Consider the following 20188-nt stretch of genomic DNA (forward strand, 5'->3'; position numbering starts at 1 on the left):
GAAACACCTCGGTCAAAATGTGGGAGCTGGCTTGCCTGCGAAAGCGGTGGTTCAGCTGGAAATGAGCCAACAGACACGCCGCCATCGCAGGCAAGCCAGCTCCCACAGTTATCGGTATTGATCCACATAACCTGGCCAGCGGACCACCGCACCTTTAACTGAAAGACCTCGGTCAAAATGTGGGAGCTGGCTTGCCTGCGAAAGCGGTGGTTCAGCTGGAAATGAGCCAACTGACACGCCGCCATCGCAGGCAAGCCAGCTCCCACAGTTATCGGTGTTGATTCACATAACCCGGCCAGCGGACCACCGCACGCACACCCCTTGAATAGGAGCATTACCCCTATGAGCGTGCACGAACTCAAACGTCCGCAGGCTGTGGAGTGGCCCGCCGAGCTGCTCGGCAACCTGCCCAAAGCCCTGGAGCAATTGCAGCACTGGGCGCAGCTCACCCCGCTGCATATCGCCCTGCGCCACAAGCGGCAGGGCCGTTGGTATGCCTGGCGCTGGATCGACGTGTTGCGCGATGTCGAGCGTCTGGCCGACGGTTTGCGCCAGCAGGGTTTCAGCGCGCAGTCACGCTTGGCCTTGAGCGGCACGTTCGAGCCTGACCTGTTGCTGCTGGCGCTGGCCGCGCAGTCTGTCGGCGGGCAGGTGTTGACCCTGGCCGATGACCTGGAGCCAGAAGCCCTGTACCAACAGCTATGGCGCATTCACCCCAGCCATTCGTATGCCCAGGGGCGGCAGCAGGTGCGGCATTGGCAGTCCGCCAACCCGTTGGATTTCACCCAGTTGCTCGGCTCGGTGGGCCCGGCGCAGCACCTGCAGCGCTGGTGGCAACCGAACGGTGAAACCCTGTTGTGGAGCGAGGAGGGCACCCACTGGCAAGGCGGCCTGGCGGTGGTGCTGGAGCAATGGCTGAACAGCGGCCACGGCCTGGCATTTCCGGAAAACCTGGCCTCGGCCCGGCGCGATCGCAATGAGGTCGCGCCCACCGGCCTGTTGCTTTCGCCCGAGCGTTTACAGCACTTGGCGGACGATATCGAAAGCCGCCTGGCGCCCCACGGCACCTGGCGCCGACGCCTATGTGACTGGGCCATCGCCCACCCACAAAGCGGCCTGCGGCGCCTGCTGAAAAATCGTGTGCGCAGGCTGCTGGGCTTCCAACGGCTGACCTATATCTGGCAGCCACCCAGCACGCCAAAAACCAGCAGCGATCCAGTCTGGCTGGCTGAATTCAAACGGGACATCGCATGAGCCAGACCATTCTTCAGGTGCGCGATATCTCGCTGTCATTCAAAGGCGTCAAGGCCATCAATGCCTTGTCCTTTGAGGTGCAGCGCGGCGAAATCTGCGCGCTGATCGGCCCCAACGGCGCCGGTAAAAGTTCGCTGCTCAATGTGCTCAACGGTGTGTACCGCTTCGATGCCGGTGAGATTGTGTTCGAGCAACAACACTTCCACCGCATCGACCCTTTGGGCGCGGCGCGTCGAGGTATTGGGCGAACTTTTCAAAACAACGCACTGTTCAAGAAAATGAGCGTGCTCGACAACATCCTCACCGGCCTGTCGCGGCATATGCGCACCCACTTTATCGAGCAAGCCCTGGGCTTGCCCCGCGCCCGCCGTGAGGCCGAAGCGTTTCGCCTGCGCGGCCAAGGCATCCTCGAGTTTCTCGAACTGCAAGCGCACCGCGATGTGCTGGTGGGCAACCTCTCCTACGGCTTGCAAAAGCGCGTAGAGCTGGGCCGCGCGCTGATCGCCAGCCCCAGCCTGCTACTGCTGGACGAGCCCATGGCCGGCATGAACGCCGAGGAAAAACAGGAAATGGCGCGCTTCGTCGCCGACGTCAATCGCGACCTTGGCACCACCGTGGTGTTGATCGAACACGACATCGGCGTGGTGATGGGCCTGTCCCATCACGTGGTAGTGCTCGACTACGGCCGCAAAGTCGGCGACGGCACACCCGCGCAGGTGCAGGCCGACCCCGAGGTGATCGCGGCGTACCTGGGAGTCGCACACTGATGACGTTCTTCTTTGAAACCCTGCTCGGCGGCCTGCTCGCCGGCACCATGTACTCGCTGGTCGCCATCGGTTTCGTGCTGATCTACAAGGCCAGCGGCGTGTTCAATTTCGCCCAGGGCTCAATGCTGCTGTTTGCCGCGCTGACCTTTGTCAGCCTGCATGACCAGGGCGTGCCGTTTGCCTTGGCGTTGCTGCTGACGGTGGTGGTGATGATCGTCGGCGCCTTGCTCATCGAGCGGCTGGTGCTGCGGCCGTTGGTGAACCGCTCGCAGATCACCCTGTTCATGGCCACCTTGGGCCTGTCATTCATTATCGAGGGCCTGGCCCAAGGGCTGATGGGCTCGCAAGTGCGTGCGCTGGACTTGGGCATCGACGACGTGCCGCTGTTTGTCGGGCCGCTGATGCTCAGCCAGTTTGATCTGATCGCCGCGGCGGCGGCGGTGGTGCTGGTAACCGTGCTGGCGCTGCTGTTCAACAAGACCCGTATCGGTGTGTCGTTGCGCGCCGTCGCGGATGACACCACGGCGGCGCTGTCCATCGGCATCAACCTCAACCGCATCTGGCAGATCGTCTGGGCCGTGGCCGGGATAGTCGGGCTGGTGGCCGGGTTGCTGTGGGGCGCGCGCCAGGGCGTGCAGTTTTCCCTTTCGCTGGTGGTGCTCAAGGCCTTGCCGGTGTTGATCATCGGCGGCTTTACCTCGATTGGCGGGGCGATTGTCGGCGGGCTGATTGTCGGCGCGGCGGAGAACCTCGCCGAGGTGTATATCGGCCCGCTGATCGGCGGCGGCATCACGCCGTGGTTCGCTTATGTATTGGCCCTGGCCTTCCTGTATATCCGTCCCGCCGGCCTGTTCGGCGAGCGCGCCATCGAGCGAGTCTGAAACCATGTCGATACCCGTTGTTCAAGAAACCGCGCCGTTATTACTGATTCAGCGGCGCTTGCCCTGGGGCCTGATCGGCTTATTGGCAGTGGCCTTTATCGGGGTGCCGCTGTGGGGCAATGACTATTGGCTCAACGCGATCCTGATCCCGTTTCTGGTGCTGTCGCTGGCCGGTCTGGGCCTGAACCTGCTCACCGGCTATACCGGCCAAACCTCAGTGGGCGCGGCGGGTTTTATGGCCGTTGGCGCGTTTGCCACCTACGGTTTTCTGCTGCGTCTGCCCGAGTTGGGCCTGCCGGTGGCGCTGCTCGGCGGTGGGGTTATCAGCGCGCTGGTTGGGCTGTTATTTGGTTTGCCCAGCTCGCGGATCAAGGGTTTTTACTTGATGGTCACCACCCTGGCGGCGCAGTTCTTCCTGGAGTGGCTGTTCGTCAAATTCCCCTGGTTCTACAACTACGGCTCCTCCGGGACCATTTCCGCGCCGAAGCTTGCGCTGTTCGGCCATGACCTCAATACGCCGCTGGGCCGTTACTGGCTGACGTTGGTCACGGTGCTGCTGTTGACCTGGACCGCCATCAACCTGGTGCGCAGCCAGGTGGGGCGTAACTGGATGGCGATCCGCGACATGGACACCGCCGCCGCCGTGGTCGGCATCCCGGTGGTGCGCTACAAGCGCCTGGCCTTCGCGGTCAGCTCGTTCTACCTGGGGATTGCCGGTGCGTTGTGGGCCTTTGCCTACCTGGGCACGGCCAGCGCCAGCAGTTTCGACATCAACCGCTCGTTCCAGATCCTGTTCATCATCATTATCGGTGGCATGGGCAGCATTGCCGGCAACTTTGTCGGTGCGGCATTTATCAGTTTGCTGCCGATTTTTCTCAGCCACGCCGGGCAGGCGCTGTTCGGTGGCTCGGTGGATGCGGGGCAGTTGCAGAATCTGCAAAAAATCATTTTTGGCGTGTTGATCATCGTGTTCCTGATCAAGGAACCCGAAGGCTTGATTCGCCTGTTGCACAACCTGCGTGACCGTCTGCGGCAATGGCCGCTGCGTTTCTAACATTCCCTCAAGAGAATCCAACATGCGTGCAACCTTGAAACGTTCCCTGCTCGGCGCCGCCTTCGCGCTGGCAGCCTTGTCCGGTGCTGTGCCCCAGGCAATCGCCGCGCCCGACCAGCAATTTATCCCGTTGGCCACCTACCGCGTCGGCGCCTATGCCTCCAGCGGCGTGCAGGTGTGGGCCGGGATGATCGACTACCTGCGTTATATCAATGAGGTCGAAGGCGGCATCAACGGCGTCAAGCTGGTGTGGCAGGAATGCGAAACAGAATGGACGGCGGAGAAGGGCATCGAGTGCTACGAGCGCTTCAAGAATGGCCTGGATGGCGCGCCGGTCGCGGTCTACCAGCCTAACGGCGCACCGGCGGCCTATGCGCTGAGCGAGCGCGCGGAAGTCGACAAGATCCCGCTGATTACCCTCGGTTACGGCCGCACCGAAGCCACCGATGGCACCGTGTTTCCGTATAACTTCCCGGTGATGCTGACCTTCTACAGCGAAGCGTCCACGCTGGTCAATTACATTGCCCAGCGTGAAGGCGGCTTCGACAAACTCAAGGGCAAGAAGATCGCCACGGTCTATCACGATTCGGCTTACGGCCGTGAAACCCTGGGCCCGTTGAAGTTATTGGCCGAGAAATACGGCTTTGAAAATATCCAGATTCCGGTGGCCGACCCGGGCAACGAGCAGTCGGCGCAATGGCGCCAGGTGCGTCAGGCCAACCCGGACTGGGTGTTTTTGCGCACCTGGGGTGTGTCCACGCCGGTGGCGGTGAAGACCGCTGCGCGCTTTGGCTTCCCGGTTGACCATATCATCGGCGATATCTGGGCCAGTTCCAGCGAAGACGTACTGCCCGCAGGCGCCGCCGCCAAAGGTTACCTGGCGCTCACGCCTTACCCGGCCGGTGCTGATTTCGAGATTCATAAACGCCTCAAACAGTCGATCCTCGACAAAGGCCACAGCGACCTCAAGGACCTGAAAAATTTCGGCAGCGTCTACTACAACTCGGGCCTGGTGAACGCCGCCGTGGCGGTGGAAGCGATCCGTACCGCCCAGGCCAAGTTCGGCAAGCGCCCACTCAATGGCGAGGAAGGCCGTTGGGGCCTGGAGCACTTGAATATCGATGATGCGCGCCTTAAAGACATGGGTTATCTGGGCCTGATGCAGAACCTCAAACTCTCGTGCCGCGACCACGAAGGCGGCGGCTCGGCGCGTGTGCAACAGTGGGACGGCGCCAACTGGACGCTGATCAGCGACTGGATCGCCGCCGACCGTGCGCTGCTGCGCCCGCTGATCGATGAAAAGTCCGCCGCGTTCGCCAAGGAAAAAGGCCTGACGCCGCGTACCTGCACCGGGGATGAATAAACCATGAGCCAGCCCACCGCTGAACCTGCGAGCCCGTCACTGTTAAACGTCAATGACATCGAAGTGATCTACGACGGCGCCATACTGGCGGTGGCCGGGGTCTCGCTCCACGTGCCCAAGGGCGCCATCGTGGCGTTGCTGGGTGCCAACGGTGCCGGCAAAAGCACTACGCTCAAGGCCATTTCGGGGCTGGTACGCGCCGAACGCGCCGAGGTCAGCCGCGGCGTGATCGAGTATGCCGGCCGCGACCTGGCCGGTATCGACCCCAGCCAACGGGTGCGCCAGGGCATGGTCCATGTGCTGGAAGGCCGCCATGTGTTCGGCCAACTGAGCGTGGAAGACAACCTGCGCAGCGGCGGCTTTGTGCGGCGCCTGAGCCGCAAAGACATGGAGCACGACCTGGAGCGCATCTACGCCTGGTTCCCGCGCCTCAAGACCAAGCGCCACACCCGCGCCGGGCTGACCTCGGGCGGCGAGCAGCAAATGGTTGCCATCGGCCGTGCCTTGATGACCCGGCCGACATTGGTGTTGATCGACGAGCCCTCCATGGGCCTGGCGCCGATGATCGTGCAAGAGATTTTCGCGATCATCGCCCAGCTTAACCGCGAGCAGCAGGTGAGCTTCCTGATCGCCGAGCAGAACATCAATGTCGCGCTCAACTATGCCTCCCACGGCTATGTGCTCGATACTGGGCGCGTGGTCTTGAGCGGCAGTGCGGCTGAACTGCTGGCGCGCGGCGATTTGCATGATATTTATCTGGGTAAACAGTAAGGGCGAATGTGCATGACTGAATCCATCCGCAACGCTGATGTGCTGATCATCGGCGGCGGCTTGAGCGGCACGATGCTGGCGGTGCAACTGCTGCGCCAGCCTGGCAAGCGGCAAATCCTGGTGATTGAGCCGCGCAAGGAACTTGGCCGGGGCGAGGCCTACAGTGCCGTCGAACTGGGGCATACCCTGAACGGCAATGCGGCGCGCATGAGTGTCGACCCGGACAACCCCGATGACTTGACCCAATGGCTCACCGACTACATCGGCGCCGGGGGGTGGCCGGAATCGGATCAGCAGCCTGTACCCATCAGCGAATTGTTCCCGCCACGCGGGATTTTTGGTGGGTATGCGCAGCAACGATTGGCAGAGGCCAAGGCGCTGTCGGCTTCGACGGTCGAGCATATTCGTGCCGAGGTGGTCGACCTGCAAGTGGATGCCGACTCAACGTTGTTGACGCTGGATAACGGCCAACACGTGCGCGGTGCTTACGCCGTATTGGCCACCGGCATGTTCCCGGCGGCGCGCACGCCGCAGACCGAGTCCAGTGGTTTGAATGCAGCAGCAGTCGACCCGTGGGACGTCAAGGCCATGCGCCAGATCGAGCCGCAGTCGCCGGTGCTGATCATCGGTTCCGGGTTGACCATGGTGGATGCCGTGGTGTCCCTGGAACAGGCCGGCCATCGTGGGCCCATCGAGGTATTTTCGCGCCACGGCCTGCTGCCCCACGTACGCCGGCAACCGCCGAGCTGGGTGGACTTTCTCGCCGACGACCACCACCTGCGCAGCCCTCGGCAGTTGCTGCGCGAGGTGCGGCGCCAATGCCGACTGGCGTTGGAACAGGGCATCGACTGGCAGGCGCCGCTGGACACGGTGCGCGCGCATATCGGCCGCTTGTGGAGCCACGCCAGTGAGCGCGAGAAACGCCAGTTCGTGCGCCATGTACGGCCGTGGTGGGAGAGCCATCACCATCGTTCGCCGCCCTTGAGCGCGCAGTTAGTGGCGCGTTTGCATGAAGCAGGACGGCTGCGGATTCAGGCGGCGTCGTTCAAGGGGCTGGTGGCGTCGGACAGCGGCGTGACGATCAAGCTGCGGCGGCGTGGCGAACAAACCGTCACTCAGGTGTCCGGCGCGGCGTTGATCAACTCCAGCGGTATTGAGTACGACTGGCGGCGAGTGGCCAAGCCGTTGCCGCAGCAGTTGCTCAAGCGTGGGTTGATCAAGCCTGGGCCGTTGGCGTTGGGGATTGCGGCGCAGGTGTCGGGGGCTGTGTTGGATGCTCAGGGCCAGGTCAGCCAGCGACTGTTTGCCATGGGCCCGCCGTTGCGTGGGATGTGGTGGGAGAGTACGGCCGTCACCGATGTGGCGCTCCAGGCCAAGTCCCTGGCCGCCAAACTCACCTCACTCTGAATGTGGGAGCTCCCTCTATTTTGAGGTTTTTACAAAGCCTGGCTTGAGGCCGAATACCTCAACACCTTCGGCGGTTGACTGCCCTGTGGTGACTTTAACCCGTTCCACCGGCTTATCCATCGCGGCTCGATATTCCACGGTCATGTCCGCCTGGATCGCCTGGCTCGGTACCACAATCGCCTGCGCATTGTTGTAGGTCACAATGGTCAACCGCGCACTCATCCCCAGCCGCACCCGCTGCAATTGCTGCGCGGTGAGTTTGGGGATCGACAAGGTGACGGGAAACTGCGCGCTGCCCTGGCTGTCGCTGGCAATCGCCAGGCCGCTGACCACGCTGACGGAGCCGGTCAGGCGCTCGCCGTCAAAGCCATCGCCCATCACTTCCACGGCCTGGCCCTGATGCAACTGGTTGATGTCCAGCTCCGACACCTTCGCGACAATTTTCAGCCGTTCGATATTGGCCAGCCCGAACAGCACCTGCCCCTGGCTGACCTTGCTGCCGGCCTGCACCGGTACGTTGTTATTGGCTCCGCCAGGCGAGGAATTATTGCTGCCCGGCGCCGGGACGACGATGCCGGAAAAGGGCGCCTTGACCTCCTTGCCTTCCAGCAGCTTGTGCAAGGCGTCGTATTTCACCGTGGCGTTGGTCAACTCCATCTCGGCGATCTGGCGGTATTCGCCTTTGCCCTGATCCTGCGCCTGCTGCAGTTCGCTGCGGGCCGCGGCCAGGTCCAGTTGTTGCTGCTGGGTCTGCTGCTTGAGATCGTCCAGCTCGTTGCGCGGGATGATGCCGCGCTTGAACAGGTTTTCGCTCTCGGTGAGTTTGCGTTGGGTGTTGCCGGCGGTCATTTCTGCAGTGCGCAGGCTGCGGCGTGCGCGGCTGACGGCGGGGCTGCTGTCCCAGTCCTGCATTTCTTGCACGGTGCGCCGGGCCTTGAGCTGGGCGGAGAGGGCGTCGCGCAGTTGCACTTCGAGGGTGGCCGGGTCCATGCGCAGCAGCACCTGGCCAGCTTCGACGCGTTGGCCTTGCTCGACCAGGTTGGCGAGCACATTGCCGTCGAACGGCGCGGTGAGGGTGATGGTGGTGTCGGGTTCGATCTTGCCCACCAGGCCGATCTGGTGCACCAACGGGTCGGGCTTGACCGCCAGCCATTGCTCGGTCGCGGCGGGCTGGCGGGTGGCCGGGCTGCGCAGGGCAATGCCAGCGCCCGCCAACAGCACGATGATCAGGGCACCCAGCAGGTATTTTTTATTAGTAGTCATTGAGGGCGATTTCCCAACTTTCCAGCGTCATGCCCAGGGTCAAATCGAGCTGGGTCTGGGCGTTCAGATAAGCGATCAGTGCATTGAGCCGCGCGTTTTCGGCATTGCGCAGGTCAGTCTCGTAACTCAGCACCTGGAAGTTGGTGGAGCGCCCGGCGCTGAGTTTTTCCCGCTCGATTTCGATCTTGCGCCGCGACAGCTCGACGGCACGCTGAGAGATTTCATATTGGCGCCAACGCGTGCCCAGGTCGCGCACCACGTCGTTGACACTGCGTTCCAGTTCCTGGCGCGCGTCGGTGATGCGGATCTCCTGATCTTCGACATTGACCCGCGCGCGCACCTCGGCCTGGCGGGTGCTGATGTCGCCGATGGGAATCTGCACCTGCACCCCGGCGTAGCTGTTCCACGTGCGGTTATTGTTGTCGCCGCTGTCATTGTTGCTGTAGGCATCGCGTAACTGGTTGGCGCCCGCCACCAAGTCGACTTGCCAGCGCCCGGAGTCCTTGGCGATCACCAGGTTGAGGTCGGCCTGTTGGCTGCCGAGCAGGGCCGCGAGGTACTCCGGCTGCTGGGTCTGCGCCAGGTTGAAGGCTTGGCGTTTGTCGATGCTCATTGGCTTGGCGTCCAGGGCTTCGCTGGCGCGGATCGGCGTCGACAGGTCCAGCGCCAGCAGGCGCAGCAGGGCCAGGCGGCTGGTGTCGAGTTGGTTCTGGGCCTCTTCCACGCCCAGTTGCTGGGTGGCGATATCAGCTTCAGTCTGCACAATTTCGAACTCGGCCATGCGCCCAGCGCTGATCAGCGCCTTGTTCACGTCCAGCAAGGTGTTGGAGCGCTTGAGCGCGTCCTGGACAATGCTCAACTGCTCCTGGGCACGCAGCAGCTCACGGTAGGTGGCGATGATCTGGCTGATGGTCTGTGCCACGGTGGCCTTGAGGTTCAGGCGGTTGGCCTGCTCCGACAGGCGCGACAGGCGCAGCGGCGCGGTGGTGGCGTCCCAGCCGCCACCGCGCATCAGCGGTTGGATCAGCGCCAGGTCGAGGCCGTCGCTGCGGTAACGGCCGGCGCGGTCGGCGTTGTTCAGCTGCTGGGTCCAGGCCATGCTCAACTGGGTGCCGTACTCACTGAGCAGGGTCGCTCTCGGGGCCAGGTTGGCATTGCGCGCGTTGTCGGCCGAGCCGCGACTTTGACGGTAATAACTGTTGAGGGAGAGCTTGGGGTTGAAGGTGTCTTCGGCCACCCGCAAGTCGAACTTTTGCGCCACGCGTTGCAGGTACGCGCTGCGGATCGCCGGGTTTTTGCGCAGGCCCAGGTACACCGCGTCACCCAGGGTCATGGTAGTGACCTGGTTATTGAGCGACACACTGCGGTCATACCCACTGCGGGTAGTGCTCGGCGCCGACGGGTTGATCACCACGTCGGTGGCCATGGCCGGCAGGCTTGCCAGGGCGAGTAACCACAGCCATTTATTCATCGCGCAGGGCCTCCACCGGCTGCAGCCGCGAGGCCGAGACCGCCGGGTAGATGCCGAAGAACAAGCCCACCAGCAAGGTGCTGCCCACCCCCAGTGGCAGGGCGGCGGCGGCCAGGGCAAATTCCCAGCCCGACAGCCAGGCGTAGAGCCACGCGGCGGTCATGCCCAGCACTGCACCGCACAGCGCACCCACTGCCGTCAGCGTGACCGCTTCGAGCAAAAACAGATTGCGGATGTCACGCTGGCGCGCGCCCAGGGCCATGCGGATGCCGATTTCGCGGCGGCGCTCCGAGACATTCATCAGCATCACGTTCATCACGCCGACACCGCCGCCGACCAGGGAAATCGCGCCCAGCGCCAGCAGCAAGTAGGCGAACGTGCGGCTTTGCCGGGTCATGCCATCGATCATTTGCTGGGGCACCTGAATGTCGACATCGTGGTCGCTGAGCTGGCGTTTCAGGGCAATCGCGGCTTCACCGGCGATGCGCTCCATGTCCTGGCCGGGCGCGGCGCGGATGATCACATTGCCGATCTGCGGCGTCGGGTAGATGCGCCGCATGCCTTCGGCGGGGATAAACAGCGATTCGTTGGCCTGCACCGGCATCAGCATCGCCCGGGGTTGGTTGTGCAATATGCCCACCACCAGGAACAGGTAATCGTTGATACGCACGCGGTCGCCCAACTTCAGCGGGTTGCCCGGCGTGCCCAAGGCCTGGGCGACTTGATCGCCAATCACACCGTAGGTTTCGTTGGCGTCGAAGGCGGACAGAAATCGCCCCTCGCGCAGGGCAAGGCGCATGGCGTCCTTGATATCTGCGGTGCTGCCGACAAAGTTGGCGTTGGCGGTGCGGCCCTGGAACACCAGCGGCCCGCTGAACAGGCTGAGCGCGCCGATATGGGCAATGCCCGGCACGGCCTGGCGCACCGCGTCCAGGTCGAGGCTGGCGCGCATCGGTGCATTGCTGTTGCCTTTGGGCGGGAACTGGGCGATCAGGGTGTCGGTGCCCATGTCCTTGAAAATCATCGCCGCGTCCACCGCGGCGTTATGGCCGATATTGATCAGGGCCACCACCGATGAGCTGCCGATCACGATGCCCAGCAACGCCAGGATCGAACGTTTGCCCAGGGTGCGCAGGCTCACAAAGGCTTCATGCAGCAGTTGGCTCAGGCTCTGTTCGACCCGCTGGCTCATAGGCGCCCGGCCTCATGCACCACGCCATTGCGCACCAGGATCTTGCGCTCCAGGCGCTCGGCGATGTGTGCATCGTGGGTGACAATAATCAGCGTCACCTGCTGCTCGCGGTTCAGGGCCAGGAGCAGGTCCATGATCTCCTGGGCGGTGGTACTGTCGAGGTTGCCGGTGGGTTCGTCGGCGAGGATCACCGACGGCTTGCCGACCAGCGCGCGGGCAATCGCCACGCGTTGGCGCTGGCCACCGGACAGGTCGGCGGGGCGGTGGTGGGCGCGCTCGGCCAGGCCGACTTGCTCAAGCATGCGCAGCGCCTGTTCCACCGACTCATGGCGTGACACGCCACGGTAACTGAGGGGCAGGGCGACGTTGTCCAGGGCACTGAGGCGTGGCAGCAGGTTGAAACTCTGGAACACAAAGCCGATCTGCTGGTTGCGGATCGCCGCCAGCTCATCCGGCGTGGCGCTGAAGATATCGTGGCCGGCAAAGTGGTACTGGCCGCCGTCGGGCAAGTCCAGCAGGCCAAGGATATTGAGCAGGGTACTTTTGCCGGAGCCGGAGGCACCGAGAATGCCGCAACTGTCGCCGCGAGCGATGGACAGGCACACATCATTGAGAATCGACAGGTGTTGCCCGGCGAGCTGATAGCTCTTGCCGATGCCTTGCAGGGAGATCAAGCCTGGGTGCGCGGGGGTCTCTGTCATCATGACTACGCCTGCAGTCTCGACGGTATCGCCACGCCCCCTGGTAAAGCCTTGTAACAAGTTCGGGAACTGCCTGATACGCGCCACGGACTGGTTTTATTTCTTGTTTTTAAAATATTGTTTGAATAGTAACCGCGTTCAACGCGCTTCGCCAGCCATGGATGTAGAGCGGTTTCACCCCTTGTAACGATTTGCCAGTCGCTTGGCGACGGCGCGTGAACATCCCTTCGGCTAGCCTCGACAGGCCCGTTTATACAGGCTTTTCATAGCATGGCGCAGTGTCACTACTTGCTTTCGAAGGGCCGCCCCGGTATAAAAAATCAAATTATTTTTTAAAACAATATTTCCCACGTGGAACCTTTCATGGTCGCGAAGAAACTCAGCGCTCCAAACGTTACCAAGACTCGACTGCTGGATGCGACAGAGGCTCTTTTCATCAAATACGGCTATGACGCCGTGTTGCTCCGGCAGATTACCGAACGTGCCCAGGTGAACCTGGCCGCCGTGAACTACCACTTCGGGGACAAGGACTCCCTGATGAAAACCCTGCTGATGCAACGCCTGGAGCCGCTCAACGAGCAGCGCCTGGAATTGCTCGCGCGCTGCGAAGCCGAGGCCGATGGCCCGCTCGACTGCGACACCTTGCTCGGCGTGTTGTTCGCCCCGGCCATGGGCCTGGAGCGCAGTGACCCGGCCAGCGGGGAAGGGCGTTCATTTATTCGGTTCCTGGGCCGGGTCTACAGCGACACCTCGCCGTTTATCCAGGAATACCTCAAGGTGCATTACCAGCCGGTGTTCCAGCGCTTCTTCGAAGCTTTCGCCCTGGCCTTGCCGGATCTGCCGCGCAATGAGCTGGGCGTGCGCCTGCAATTCGCCCTCAAGGCGATTTCCGGGGTCATGGCCGGCACCGAGCTACGTTTGCTGATGAACTCCATGAGCCTGGGCCGCCCGGCCACCGATGCCGAGGTGATGGCCAAGCTGATCACCCTGGTGTCAGCGGCGATTCGTGTACCGCAACAAAGCCCCGAAGCCGAAACCGCATTGGCCAAGGTGCTCGACACCCAGCGTGCCATTCGCGAACAAGCCGCAACGCCTGCCACTAAAACCGCGCGTTAAAAGCCCAAATCCAAGACAAAAAAAACCCGCTGGGGCGGCGGGTTTTGATGTGCAGCGTTTGTAACGGATGAGGCTTCACCCTACGTCTGCGGATGTGAATAAATCGTGAAAAAATTGTGAGAAAAGGCTGGGGTTGAGGTTTTTACTAAAACTTCGGCCTCTGTCGGATTTTTCGTGCACGCCTGCCGTTCGTCGCCACTGTCAGTTCTGACAGTAGAATCTGCGATTGCCTCAAGCGCCTTATTTACCTTGCCTGTCGCGCTGTTCCCGCGCGGCCCTTATTCCAGCAAGGTGATGATTATGTCTACCCCTCCAGATAGCTTTGAAAGGCTCGATGTTGGACCCTACCCGGCAGAGCCCGGAGTAGACCTGAGCAAGGCGAAGTATAAGGAACTTGCCACTATAGGCTTAGGGCGTAATGAAATACTGCCTATCTGTTATTGGGTTTTTGAGCCTTGGGAAGAATGGGTTACGCTTGACCGCTGTATTGTTCAGTTGGGTCTGCCTAACCCAGTGAAGGCCGACGCACTCACCGTGGATAGACAAGATCGATATCATGTCGGGTTCGATGGATACAAAATTCCCAACGGAAACCTAAGATTTTTCGGGCAGGTCTTTCGAGCGGGTTCGCAGAATGAACTTCGTTCGGACGAAGGTTTGGTTTTCTGCAAACAGAGTATACCGGGCGGCAATGATCCCAACCCCGGGGAGCCGTGGCATAGCGGTCTGTTGATGAAGGTTAGAGAGGTTCTGGAAGACAAAACCATCGTAGACTTGCCGGAAGGCAAAAGTATCAGTGAAGCACAGGCTAAGCGTGGCCTTTCGATCTGGGTTTATCTGTATTCGGACATCCGCCAAAATGACAACAATATATTTTATTTCGGTACGTTTTCGTATACGCATACGGTCAGTCCGCAAGAGGCGTCCCAAAAGGGCGGCTACGCCGTGTTCATCCCCTACGAAGACTACTTGGAAAAACTGCCAAAGCGCGGAACGTTCACTGTTCGCATGGGCGTGAAGGATGTAGTGGGGAATGAACCTCAGGGGGCGTACACCCTTTCCAAACCCTATATGTTGCGCAGCGAAATAGATTCCAGCTTGCTCGACGCCCCACGCGTGGTTAAGGACGGTGATGACATTACCATTGTTGATTTGGATGTTCCATTTGATGCCGAAGTTACAGTGTTGATCGAGCCCCCCAAGTCAAAACTGGCACCCAGACCACTCAACAAAATCGTATTGGTTGTGGAAGCTTCTCCGGAGGGCGGTTCACCCGTCATTACACGTTTCGCCCCCATCACTGACAGAAATTATGGATTAGAAACAATCCCGCTCCCTAGTAAATTTTTCCACGATATAGGGCGCGGCACGGTACGCCTATGGTGGGAGTGGACGACGTCTACAGGTGTAGTTAACAAAGAGTCGGGCAGTTATTTGGTTCATATAACCGGCACGCCGACACGGATGCCAGCGCTGAAACTTCTCCACCCATTTAACGCTGGGCTGATTTCATCGGGGTTGAACGGAGTCGCTGAGGTCCCTCGGTACTCACCTTATTCCGCAAGGAACCTCGAACTTATACAAGCTAAGAAAAAAGGCGGCCAAAATGGTGCGACATTCGTCACCTTGAGCCGGCAGACAGCCGGTCCAGAGGGTGGAACACAGGTCTTGCCAGCAAACCTCTTGAAGCAGTTCGACGGCCTGGGGCCGTTTGATATTCTTTTGGAAGTGAGAATGCAGGACGGTAGTAGCCCGCGTCAATCAGAGAGTGTGGTCGCCGAGGTGGGCAAGGCGGTTCCAGTACTGCCTGAAGTGTCTATTAAAGAGGCTAAAAAATACTACGGTAACTGGAACCTGGACCTGCAGGATTTGAATGGCTATTCGGTTGGGGTCTTCTTTAATTATGCCAATACGAAAGCCGGGGACACGATAGTCCTTACTATTTCAGGGGATTCGCCGAGAAACTTTCTTCAAATTGAAATTGATGTCTTCGAGGATATTGCAGGTGAGGCCTTGCTGGAACTTGAGACACCCATTGATCAGGCGTTCATCGAGCTTAACTTAGGCAAGAGCCTCGATATCTATTATAGCGTGAGGAGCCCAGGGTCACCGCCTGTCACCCTGCGCTCGGAAGTACTCAAGCTCAGTATCGGTGAACCGGTGAACCTCGAAAGCTTTCAACTGCTTGAGGCGGATGCCACCGCTATGACGATTAACCCGGTGGCTGTCGTCAACGGGGCGAATGGCGAGGTGAGGTACTCGAAGGCTGCAAAAGGTGACCGCCTTCTTATTTCCTGGCTTGGGCAGTATGGCATCAGCCAACATAAGCTGGAAATAACGGTTGATCCGAAGCTCGGTGTCTTCACCTTTAAAATTCCGGTTGAAGTGATTACCCTGGCAGTGCGGCCTGATGGCAATAATATTGTGTTGAATTGCATGTTGCTTCGTGGCGCATTCACCTACGCGTTCGAGCCTTTGCAGATATTGCTGCTGCCTCTCGATGCACTGCCCAGGCCGTATATCAGTAACTACGCACATACCACGGTGCTGCCGGTCTACGAACTGGATGTGCCTCGCTGGATTATTGATATATGGAAATTCGCCAGCGTAGGTCAGTGCATGTTCATGACGATCACTGGCGTATTCGCTGATGGCAGCCTTTACGAAAATAAAATTTTTACGGCGAACCTGGTCACCACAGAGCACCTTACCAAGGGCGTTTCCTTTCCCTTGTCGATGGATAAAATACGTCTACTTAAGGACGGCTCATCGCTAAAAATTTGTTTCTTGGTCAGTTTTGTAAAAATCCCTCTTATTCAAACGGCGGTATCTTTTGGCGAAACAGTCTATGTGGTCCAGCAACTTCCCGCCGAGTTGGCCTTTCCCACACTTATCGGCGCCTCTACTATTGCACAAGAGACAATGGTTGATCCGTTGTCAATAGAGAAGAATGTCAGCGTTAAAATTGCGTATAAGGGCATGCTCGCCAACGACCCGATTCTGTGCAAGTGGATATTGCCGAATGGGTTTGAATTCGAAGAAGAAGCTACCGGCCAGGCAAGTGGCTCAGTCATAGTTGATTTTACCAAGAGGCAAGCGCTGCACAACAGTGTCAATAGTCGGGTGCAGTTGATGTACTCGGTCACGCGCGGTGATAAAGTCACGCACTCGAAAGTCCAAACGGTAGAGGTCAATGCAATTCCAGCAGCCAGTCTTCCGAAGGCAATGGTTAATAATCAGGCTGTTGGAACCGTAATCGATTTGAATACATTCGTCGGTAATAGCCGACTCGACGTGGCCAGGATACCTTTGTGTAAGGCGGGGCATCGGATATGGGTAACCTTTATTGGCGGTGGCCGGTCGGTGGAGGTGGTGCCCGCTCATGAAATCACTGAGGCTGAAGTTCCCAGCGGCTTGTTAAATCAGCCGGTATTGCGTGGTGTGTTGACTGCGTGGCCTAATAATACGACCTTTCAAATAGAGATAAGGTATGCCTACGATGGCGGCATAGAGAAGTCCCGAGCGTTTGTGTTTCCGTTAGTGCAGTATGTTAAGTCTGATTCGTTTGCAGCAGTGTCCACTAATTTTGTCTATGGGTTGGGACCTTGGTCAGCAGGCGTTAACGCAAATCGGTACTTTTTCTCGGCGTCGGGTCTTAACATACCCACTTATGCAGACAGAGGAGGTTATGCGGGTACAGTCGTTGCGACGACGACAAGTTTTTATGTCGGCCATAGATATCGAGTTTCATTCTATATATTTAATCATACTAAAACGGAGTCTGGACTGCTTGACCCTGTGCTCGCGATTATAGTTGGCGGGGTACAAATGTCCGGCTCGATTGCGCCGCCAAGAAACACTTGGTACGTATTGACTGTTGACTTTTCCGTTTCGACGAGCGGATCCAAGGCTGTTGTCCTTCATAATTACCAAGATAGTGGCTGGGGTAGCGACTATATCGTCTTCACGGCTAACGTTTCTCGCCTGACATGATTGTTCGTCATTGAGTCATCGGGACAGCTCTACCTAGCCGTAGACTGTCCCTTTTTTCACCCCGCTCAAATCTTCCAATGACTCGCCGTCTTCGCCAACCGCCCCCGCATCGCGTCCACATTCCCCGCCAACTGCATCGTTAACAACCGATACCCATCCAACGCACTCTGCACCGGTGCATCCAACCCAGCCTCATCCGCCGCGTGCACCGCAGGCCGCTCCAGCCGCTCGGTAAACCCGGACTTCAACGCCCGCGCCATCCCCACCAATTGCACCCTGATTTGCCGATGCTCGGCCTTAAGCATCACTTGCATCCGCGCCATTGCCTGCTCATCACGCGGATCCGGCCGGGTATTGCCAAGAATCTCCAGGGTGCTGATGCACATGCGCAAATGCCGCTGGATTGCGTCCAGCTCGGTCATGGAAATGCGCACTTCCTTGGACACCGACGGCATCAGCGAGCGCAGTTGCAGCATCGCCGCATTCAGGCGGTTGAGCAGTTTGAGGTGTTCATCGTCCGTGACCGACTGGCCGCTGATGATGCGGCTGTAAATCGCCGCACAATCGCGCAAGGCGCTGGCCAGGTTGTAGCGCCACGAATACACCGCGTACAGCGGCAGGGCGAAGGAAAACGCCAGCGCCAGCACAATGCCGATAAGGATATCGACGGTGCGCCACAAGCCATCGGAGATCGGGTTATCACCGTGGCCGGCAACAATAAACACCGTGATCGCCGACAGCAGCGCGATGTAACCGCCCTTGCCGATGGCGTGATAGGAAAAGAACCCGCACACCACGGACATCAGCAGGTAGGTCAGCAGCGGTATACCGAAATAGGCCTGTTGCACCACCAGCAGCAGGCCTACGCTGGCACCGATCAGGGTGCCGTAGGCACGCTCCACGGCTTTTTTGCCGATATTGCCGTGGTGCTGCAGGCCACCGATCACGATCAGCATGGTCACCGACGCCCACTCGCCGTGGGGCAGGTTGATGCCGGTGGTGAGCAGGATGGTCGCCAGCAGGCCGATGGACACGCGCACGGCGTGGATCAGCTTGGCATGGCGGTAACGGCGGTACGGGTCGAGCAAAGGGCGCAACAGGCGCCGGGCGAAGAAGGGCAGGTTCATCGGTATTAAAGTGGCCTCGGTAGTCGGGGTAGACCGGAGCGAATGTGGGAGCCGGGCGTGCCCGCGATGCAGGCACCTCGGTCTTTCAGTCAGACCGCAGTGATGCTATCGCAGGCAAGCCAGCTCCCACATAGAGCTGTTTATGTCTTTAGAAAATGTAATCCGTGGTCAGGAAACTCGAATCACGGTTGCGCAAGATATCGCTGACCAACGCCTTGTTGCTCTCCTGGAACTTGGTCGCCACCAAGGTGCGGATCGAGAACACGCGCAGCGCGTCATGCACCGACAACGTGCCCTCGGCCGAATTCTTGCGCCCGTTGAACGGGAAGGTGTCCGGCCCGCGCTGGCACTGGGCGTTGATGTTGATACGCCCGACCTGGTTGGCAAACGTATCCACCAGCCGACCGACTTCCACCGCATTGGTGCCGAAAATGCTTAGCTGCTGGCCGAAGTCCGAGTCCAGCACGTACTCGATCACTGTTTCCAGGTCACGGTACGGCACGATCGGCACAACGGGGCCGAACTGTTCCTCGTTATAAACACGCATCTGCGGGTTCACCGGGTACAAAACGGCGGGGTAGAAGAACGAACCGCGACTTTCTCCGCCATTAGGGTTCACCACTTTGGCGCCGTGCTGCTCGGCATCGGCCACCAGTGTATTGAGGTAATCGACCTTGCCGACTTCCGGCAGTGGCGTCAGCGATACGCCGTCTTCCCACGGCATGCCGGGTTTGAGCGTGGCCAGTTTGCTGTTGAATTTCTGGATGAAGCTGTCGACCACATCTTCATGCACAAACAGGATTTTCAGCGCGGTGCAGCGTTGGCCGTTGAACGACAAGGAGCCGGTGACCGCTTCGCTCACGGCATTGTCCAGGTCGACCTCGGGCAGCACGATGCCGGGGTTTTTTGCGTCCAGGCCCAGGGCTGCGCGCAAGCGGTGCGGCTTGGGGTGCAGTTTTTTCAGGTCGCTGGCGGCCTTGTTCGTGCCGATGAACGCAAAAATGTCGATTTTGCCGCTGGCCATCAGCGCGCTGACGGTTTCGCGACCGCTGCCATAGATCACGTTGATCACGCCGGCCGGGAAGCTGTCACGGAACGCTTCCAGCAACGGGCGAATCAGCAGCACGCCGAGCTTGGCCGGCTTGAACACCACGGTGTTACCCATGATCAGTGCCGGGATCAACGTGGTGAAGGTCTCGTTGAGCGGGTAGTTGTAAGGGCCCATGCACAGCGCCACGCCCAGTGGCACGCGACGGATCTGGCCGAGGGTGTCCTGTTCCAGCTCGAAGCGGCTGGAGCGGCGGTCGAGTTCCTTGAGGGCGTTGATGGTGTCAGTGATGTAGTCGCAGGTGCGGTCGAATTCCTTCTGCGAGTCCTTGAGGTTCTTGCCGATTTCCCACATCAGCAGCTTGACCACCGCGTCGCGTTGTTCGCGCATGCGCCGCAAAAAGGCTTCGACATGCTGGATACGTTCGGCCACGCGCATCGTCGGCCATTCACCCTGGCCGCGGTCGTAGGCGCGCACGGCGGCGTCCAGGGCGGTGAGGGCGGTGTCGGCGTCCAGCAGCGGCGTGCTGCCGATGTGCACGCGCTCATCGCCCAGTTGCACCGGGCTCTGCACCTTGGCCAGTGGGCCGTTCCACACCTGCAACTGGCCGTCGACCAGGTAATCACGCTGTTCGATGGGCGCTGCCAGGCGGAATTGTTCGGGAATGTCGCTGGCGGCGGTGGGAAACAGCTGGGCGAGCAGGTTACTGGTGGTCATGTCGCTACCCCTGGAATAGTTGCAAAACATGACTAGAGAGTCACCCATCCAAGGGCTGTGTGG

15 protein-coding genes are annotated in these 20188 nt (G+C 59.9%); 9 read left to right on the top strand and 6 right to left on the bottom strand.

Going from position 1 to position 20188, the window contains the following annotated elements; translation table 11 throughout:
- Nucleotides 1-342 precede the first annotated feature (342 nt).
- The 7 genes from QF043_RS10135 to QF043_RS10165 are packed head-to-tail and all read left to right on the top strand — an operon-like array spanning nucleotide 343 to nucleotide 7497.
- Nucleotides 343-1254 carry an AMP-binding protein gene (locus QF043_RS10135; RefSeq protein WP_307418385.1) on the top strand — a complete coding sequence of 304 codons (912 nt, stop codon included), beginning with the start codon at nucleotides 343-345 and terminating at the stop codon, nucleotides 1252-1254.
- Nucleotides 1251-2021 carry an ABC transporter ATP-binding protein gene (locus QF043_RS10140; RefSeq protein ID WP_307418386.1) on the top strand — a complete coding sequence of 257 codons (771 nt, stop codon included), beginning with the start codon at nucleotides 1251-1253 and terminating at the stop codon, nucleotides 2019-2021. The genes QF043_RS10135 and QF043_RS10140 overlap by 4 nt, the downstream gene beginning before the upstream one ends.
- Nucleotides 2021-2902, top strand: coding sequence for a branched-chain amino acid ABC transporter permease (locus tag QF043_RS10145; protein ID WP_058421775.1), 882 nt, complete (start codon nucleotides 2021-2023; stop codon nucleotides 2900-2902). Before QF043_RS10140 ends, QF043_RS10145 begins: the two co-directional genes overlap by 1 nt.
- A 4-nt stretch (nucleotides 2903-2906) precedes the next feature.
- Nucleotides 2907-3956 carry a branched-chain amino acid ABC transporter permease gene (locus QF043_RS10150; protein WP_058421776.1) on the top strand — a complete coding sequence of 350 codons (1050 nt, stop codon included), beginning with the start codon at nucleotides 2907-2909 and terminating at the stop codon, nucleotides 3954-3956.
- Nucleotides 3957-3978: 22 nt separating this feature from the next.
- On the top strand, nucleotides 3979-5319 hold the full coding sequence (locus QF043_RS10155; RefSeq protein ID WP_058421777.1) for an ABC transporter substrate-binding protein: 1341 nt from the start codon (nucleotides 3979-3981) through the stop codon (nucleotides 5317-5319).
- Nucleotides 5320-5322: 3 nt separating this feature from the next.
- Nucleotides 5323-6090, top strand: a complete 768-nt coding sequence (locus tag QF043_RS10160) for an ABC transporter ATP-binding protein (RefSeq protein WP_307418387.1) — start codon at nucleotides 5323-5325, stop codon at nucleotides 6088-6090.
- A gap of 12 nt (nucleotides 6091-6102) precedes the next feature.
- Nucleotides 6103-7497, top strand: coding sequence for an FAD/NAD(P)-binding protein (locus QF043_RS10165; protein ID WP_307418388.1), 1395 nt, complete (start codon nucleotides 6103-6105; stop codon nucleotides 7495-7497).
- 15 nt (nucleotides 7498-7512) lie between these two features.
- On the opposite strand, the gene QF043_RS10170 is transcribed toward QF043_RS10165, so the two are convergent.
- The 4 genes from QF043_RS10170 to QF043_RS10185 are packed head-to-tail and all read right to left on the bottom strand — an operon-like array spanning nucleotide 7513 to nucleotide 12127.
- Complete coding sequence (locus QF043_RS10170) at nucleotides 7513-8760, bottom strand: efflux RND transporter periplasmic adaptor subunit (protein ID WP_307418389.1); 1248 nt, start codon at nucleotides 8758-8760, stop codon at nucleotides 7513-7515.
- Entirely contained in the window at nucleotides 8750-10231 is a 1482-nt protein-coding gene (locus QF043_RS10175; protein WP_307418390.1) for a TolC family protein, read from the bottom strand. The genes QF043_RS10170 and QF043_RS10175 overlap by 11 nt, the downstream gene beginning before the upstream one ends.
- Entirely contained in the window at nucleotides 10224-11423 is a 1200-nt protein-coding gene (locus tag QF043_RS10180; RefSeq protein WP_307418391.1) for an ABC transporter permease, read from the bottom strand. Before QF043_RS10180 ends, QF043_RS10175 begins: the two co-directional genes overlap by 8 nt.
- Complete coding sequence (locus QF043_RS10185) at nucleotides 11420-12127, bottom strand: ABC transporter ATP-binding protein (RefSeq protein ID WP_065931033.1); 708 nt, start codon at nucleotides 12125-12127, stop codon at nucleotides 11420-11422. The genes QF043_RS10180 and QF043_RS10185 overlap by 4 nt, the downstream gene beginning before the upstream one ends.
- Before the next feature lie 360 nt (nucleotides 12128-12487).
- Here QF043_RS10185 and QF043_RS10190 point away from each other — a divergent pair, with 360 nt between their 5' ends.
- Complete coding sequence (locus tag QF043_RS10190; RefSeq protein ID WP_056858521.1) at nucleotides 12488-13240, top strand: TetR/AcrR family transcriptional regulator; 753 nt, start codon at nucleotides 12488-12490, stop codon at nucleotides 13238-13240.
- A gap of 174 nt (nucleotides 13241-13414) precedes the next feature.
- Nucleotides 13415-17233, top strand: a complete 3819-nt coding sequence (locus QF043_RS10195; protein WP_307418393.1) for a hypothetical protein — start codon at nucleotides 13415-13417, stop codon at nucleotides 17231-17233.
- A gap of 65 nt (nucleotides 17234-17298) precedes the next feature.
- On the opposite strand, the gene QF043_RS10200 is transcribed toward QF043_RS10195, so the two are convergent.
- Together QF043_RS10200 and QF043_RS10205 are read right to left on the bottom strand one after the other, a co-directional pair.
- Nucleotides 17299-18360: an FUSC family protein gene (locus QF043_RS10200; protein ID WP_307418394.1), complete on the bottom strand. Its 1062-nt coding sequence runs from the start codon at nucleotides 18358-18360 to the stop codon at nucleotides 17299-17301.
- Nucleotides 18361-18508: 148 nt separating this feature from the next.
- Nucleotides 18509-20125 carry an NADP-dependent glyceraldehyde-3-phosphate dehydrogenase gene (locus QF043_RS10205; RefSeq protein ID WP_305454072.1) on the bottom strand — a complete coding sequence of 539 codons (1617 nt, stop codon included), beginning with the start codon at nucleotides 20123-20125 and terminating at the stop codon, nucleotides 18509-18511.
- Between the last annotated feature and the right edge of the window lie 63 nt (nucleotides 20126-20188).

It is taken from the genome of Pseudomonas sp. W3I7 (assembly GCF_030816095.1).
Lineage (GTDB): Bacteria > Pseudomonadota > Gammaproteobacteria > Pseudomonadales > Pseudomonadaceae > Aquipseudomonas > Aquipseudomonas salomonii.

Bases quoted from the DNA above. Each gene is read 5' to 3' on its own strand.
- QF043_RS10135 (WP_307418385.1), top strand. From the start codon at position 343: ATGAGCGTGCACGAACTCAAACGTCCGCAGGCTGTGGAGTGGCCCGCC.
- QF043_RS10140 (WP_307418386.1), top strand. From the start codon at position 1,251: ATGAGCCAGACCATTCTTCAGGTGCGCGATATCTCGCTGTCATTCAAA.
- QF043_RS10145 (WP_058421775.1), top strand. From the start codon at position 2,021: ATGACGTTCTTCTTTGAAACCCTGCTCGGCGGCCTGCTCGCCGGCACC.
- QF043_RS10150 (WP_058421776.1), top strand. From the start codon at position 2,907: ATGTCGATACCCGTTGTTCAAGAAACCGCGCCGTTATTACTGATTCAG.
- QF043_RS10155 (WP_058421777.1), top strand. From the start codon at position 3,979: ATGCGTGCAACCTTGAAACGTTCCCTGCTCGGCGCCGCCTTCGCGCTG.
- QF043_RS10160 (WP_307418387.1), top strand. From the start codon at position 5,323: ATGAGCCAGCCCACCGCTGAACCTGCGAGCCCGTCACTGTTAAACGTC.
- QF043_RS10165 (WP_307418388.1), top strand. From the start codon at position 6,103: ATGACTGAATCCATCCGCAACGCTGATGTGCTGATCATCGGCGGCGGC.
- QF043_RS10170 (WP_307418389.1), bottom strand. From the start codon at position 8,760: ATGACTACTAATAAAAAATACCTGCTGGGTGCCCTGATCATCGTGCTG.
- QF043_RS10175 (WP_307418390.1), bottom strand. From the start codon at position 10,231: ATGAATAAATGGCTGTGGTTACTCGCCCTGGCAAGCCTGCCGGCCATG.
- QF043_RS10180 (WP_307418391.1), bottom strand. From the start codon at position 11,423: ATGAGCCAGCGGGTCGAACAGAGCCTGAGCCAACTGCTGCATGAAGCC.
- QF043_RS10185 (WP_065931033.1), bottom strand. From the start codon at position 12,127: ATGATGACAGAGACCCCCGCGCACCCAGGCTTGATCTCCCTGCAAGGC.
- QF043_RS10190 (WP_056858521.1), top strand. From the start codon at position 12,488: ATGGTCGCGAAGAAACTCAGCGCTCCAAACGTTACCAAGACTCGACTG.
- QF043_RS10200 (WP_307418394.1), bottom strand. From the start codon at position 18,360: ATGAACCTGCCCTTCTTCGCCCGGCGCCTGTTGCGCCCTTTGCTCGAC.
- QF043_RS10205 (WP_305454072.1), bottom strand. From the start codon at position 20,125: ATGACCACCAGTAACCTGCTCGCCCAGCTGTTTCCCACCGCCGCCAGC.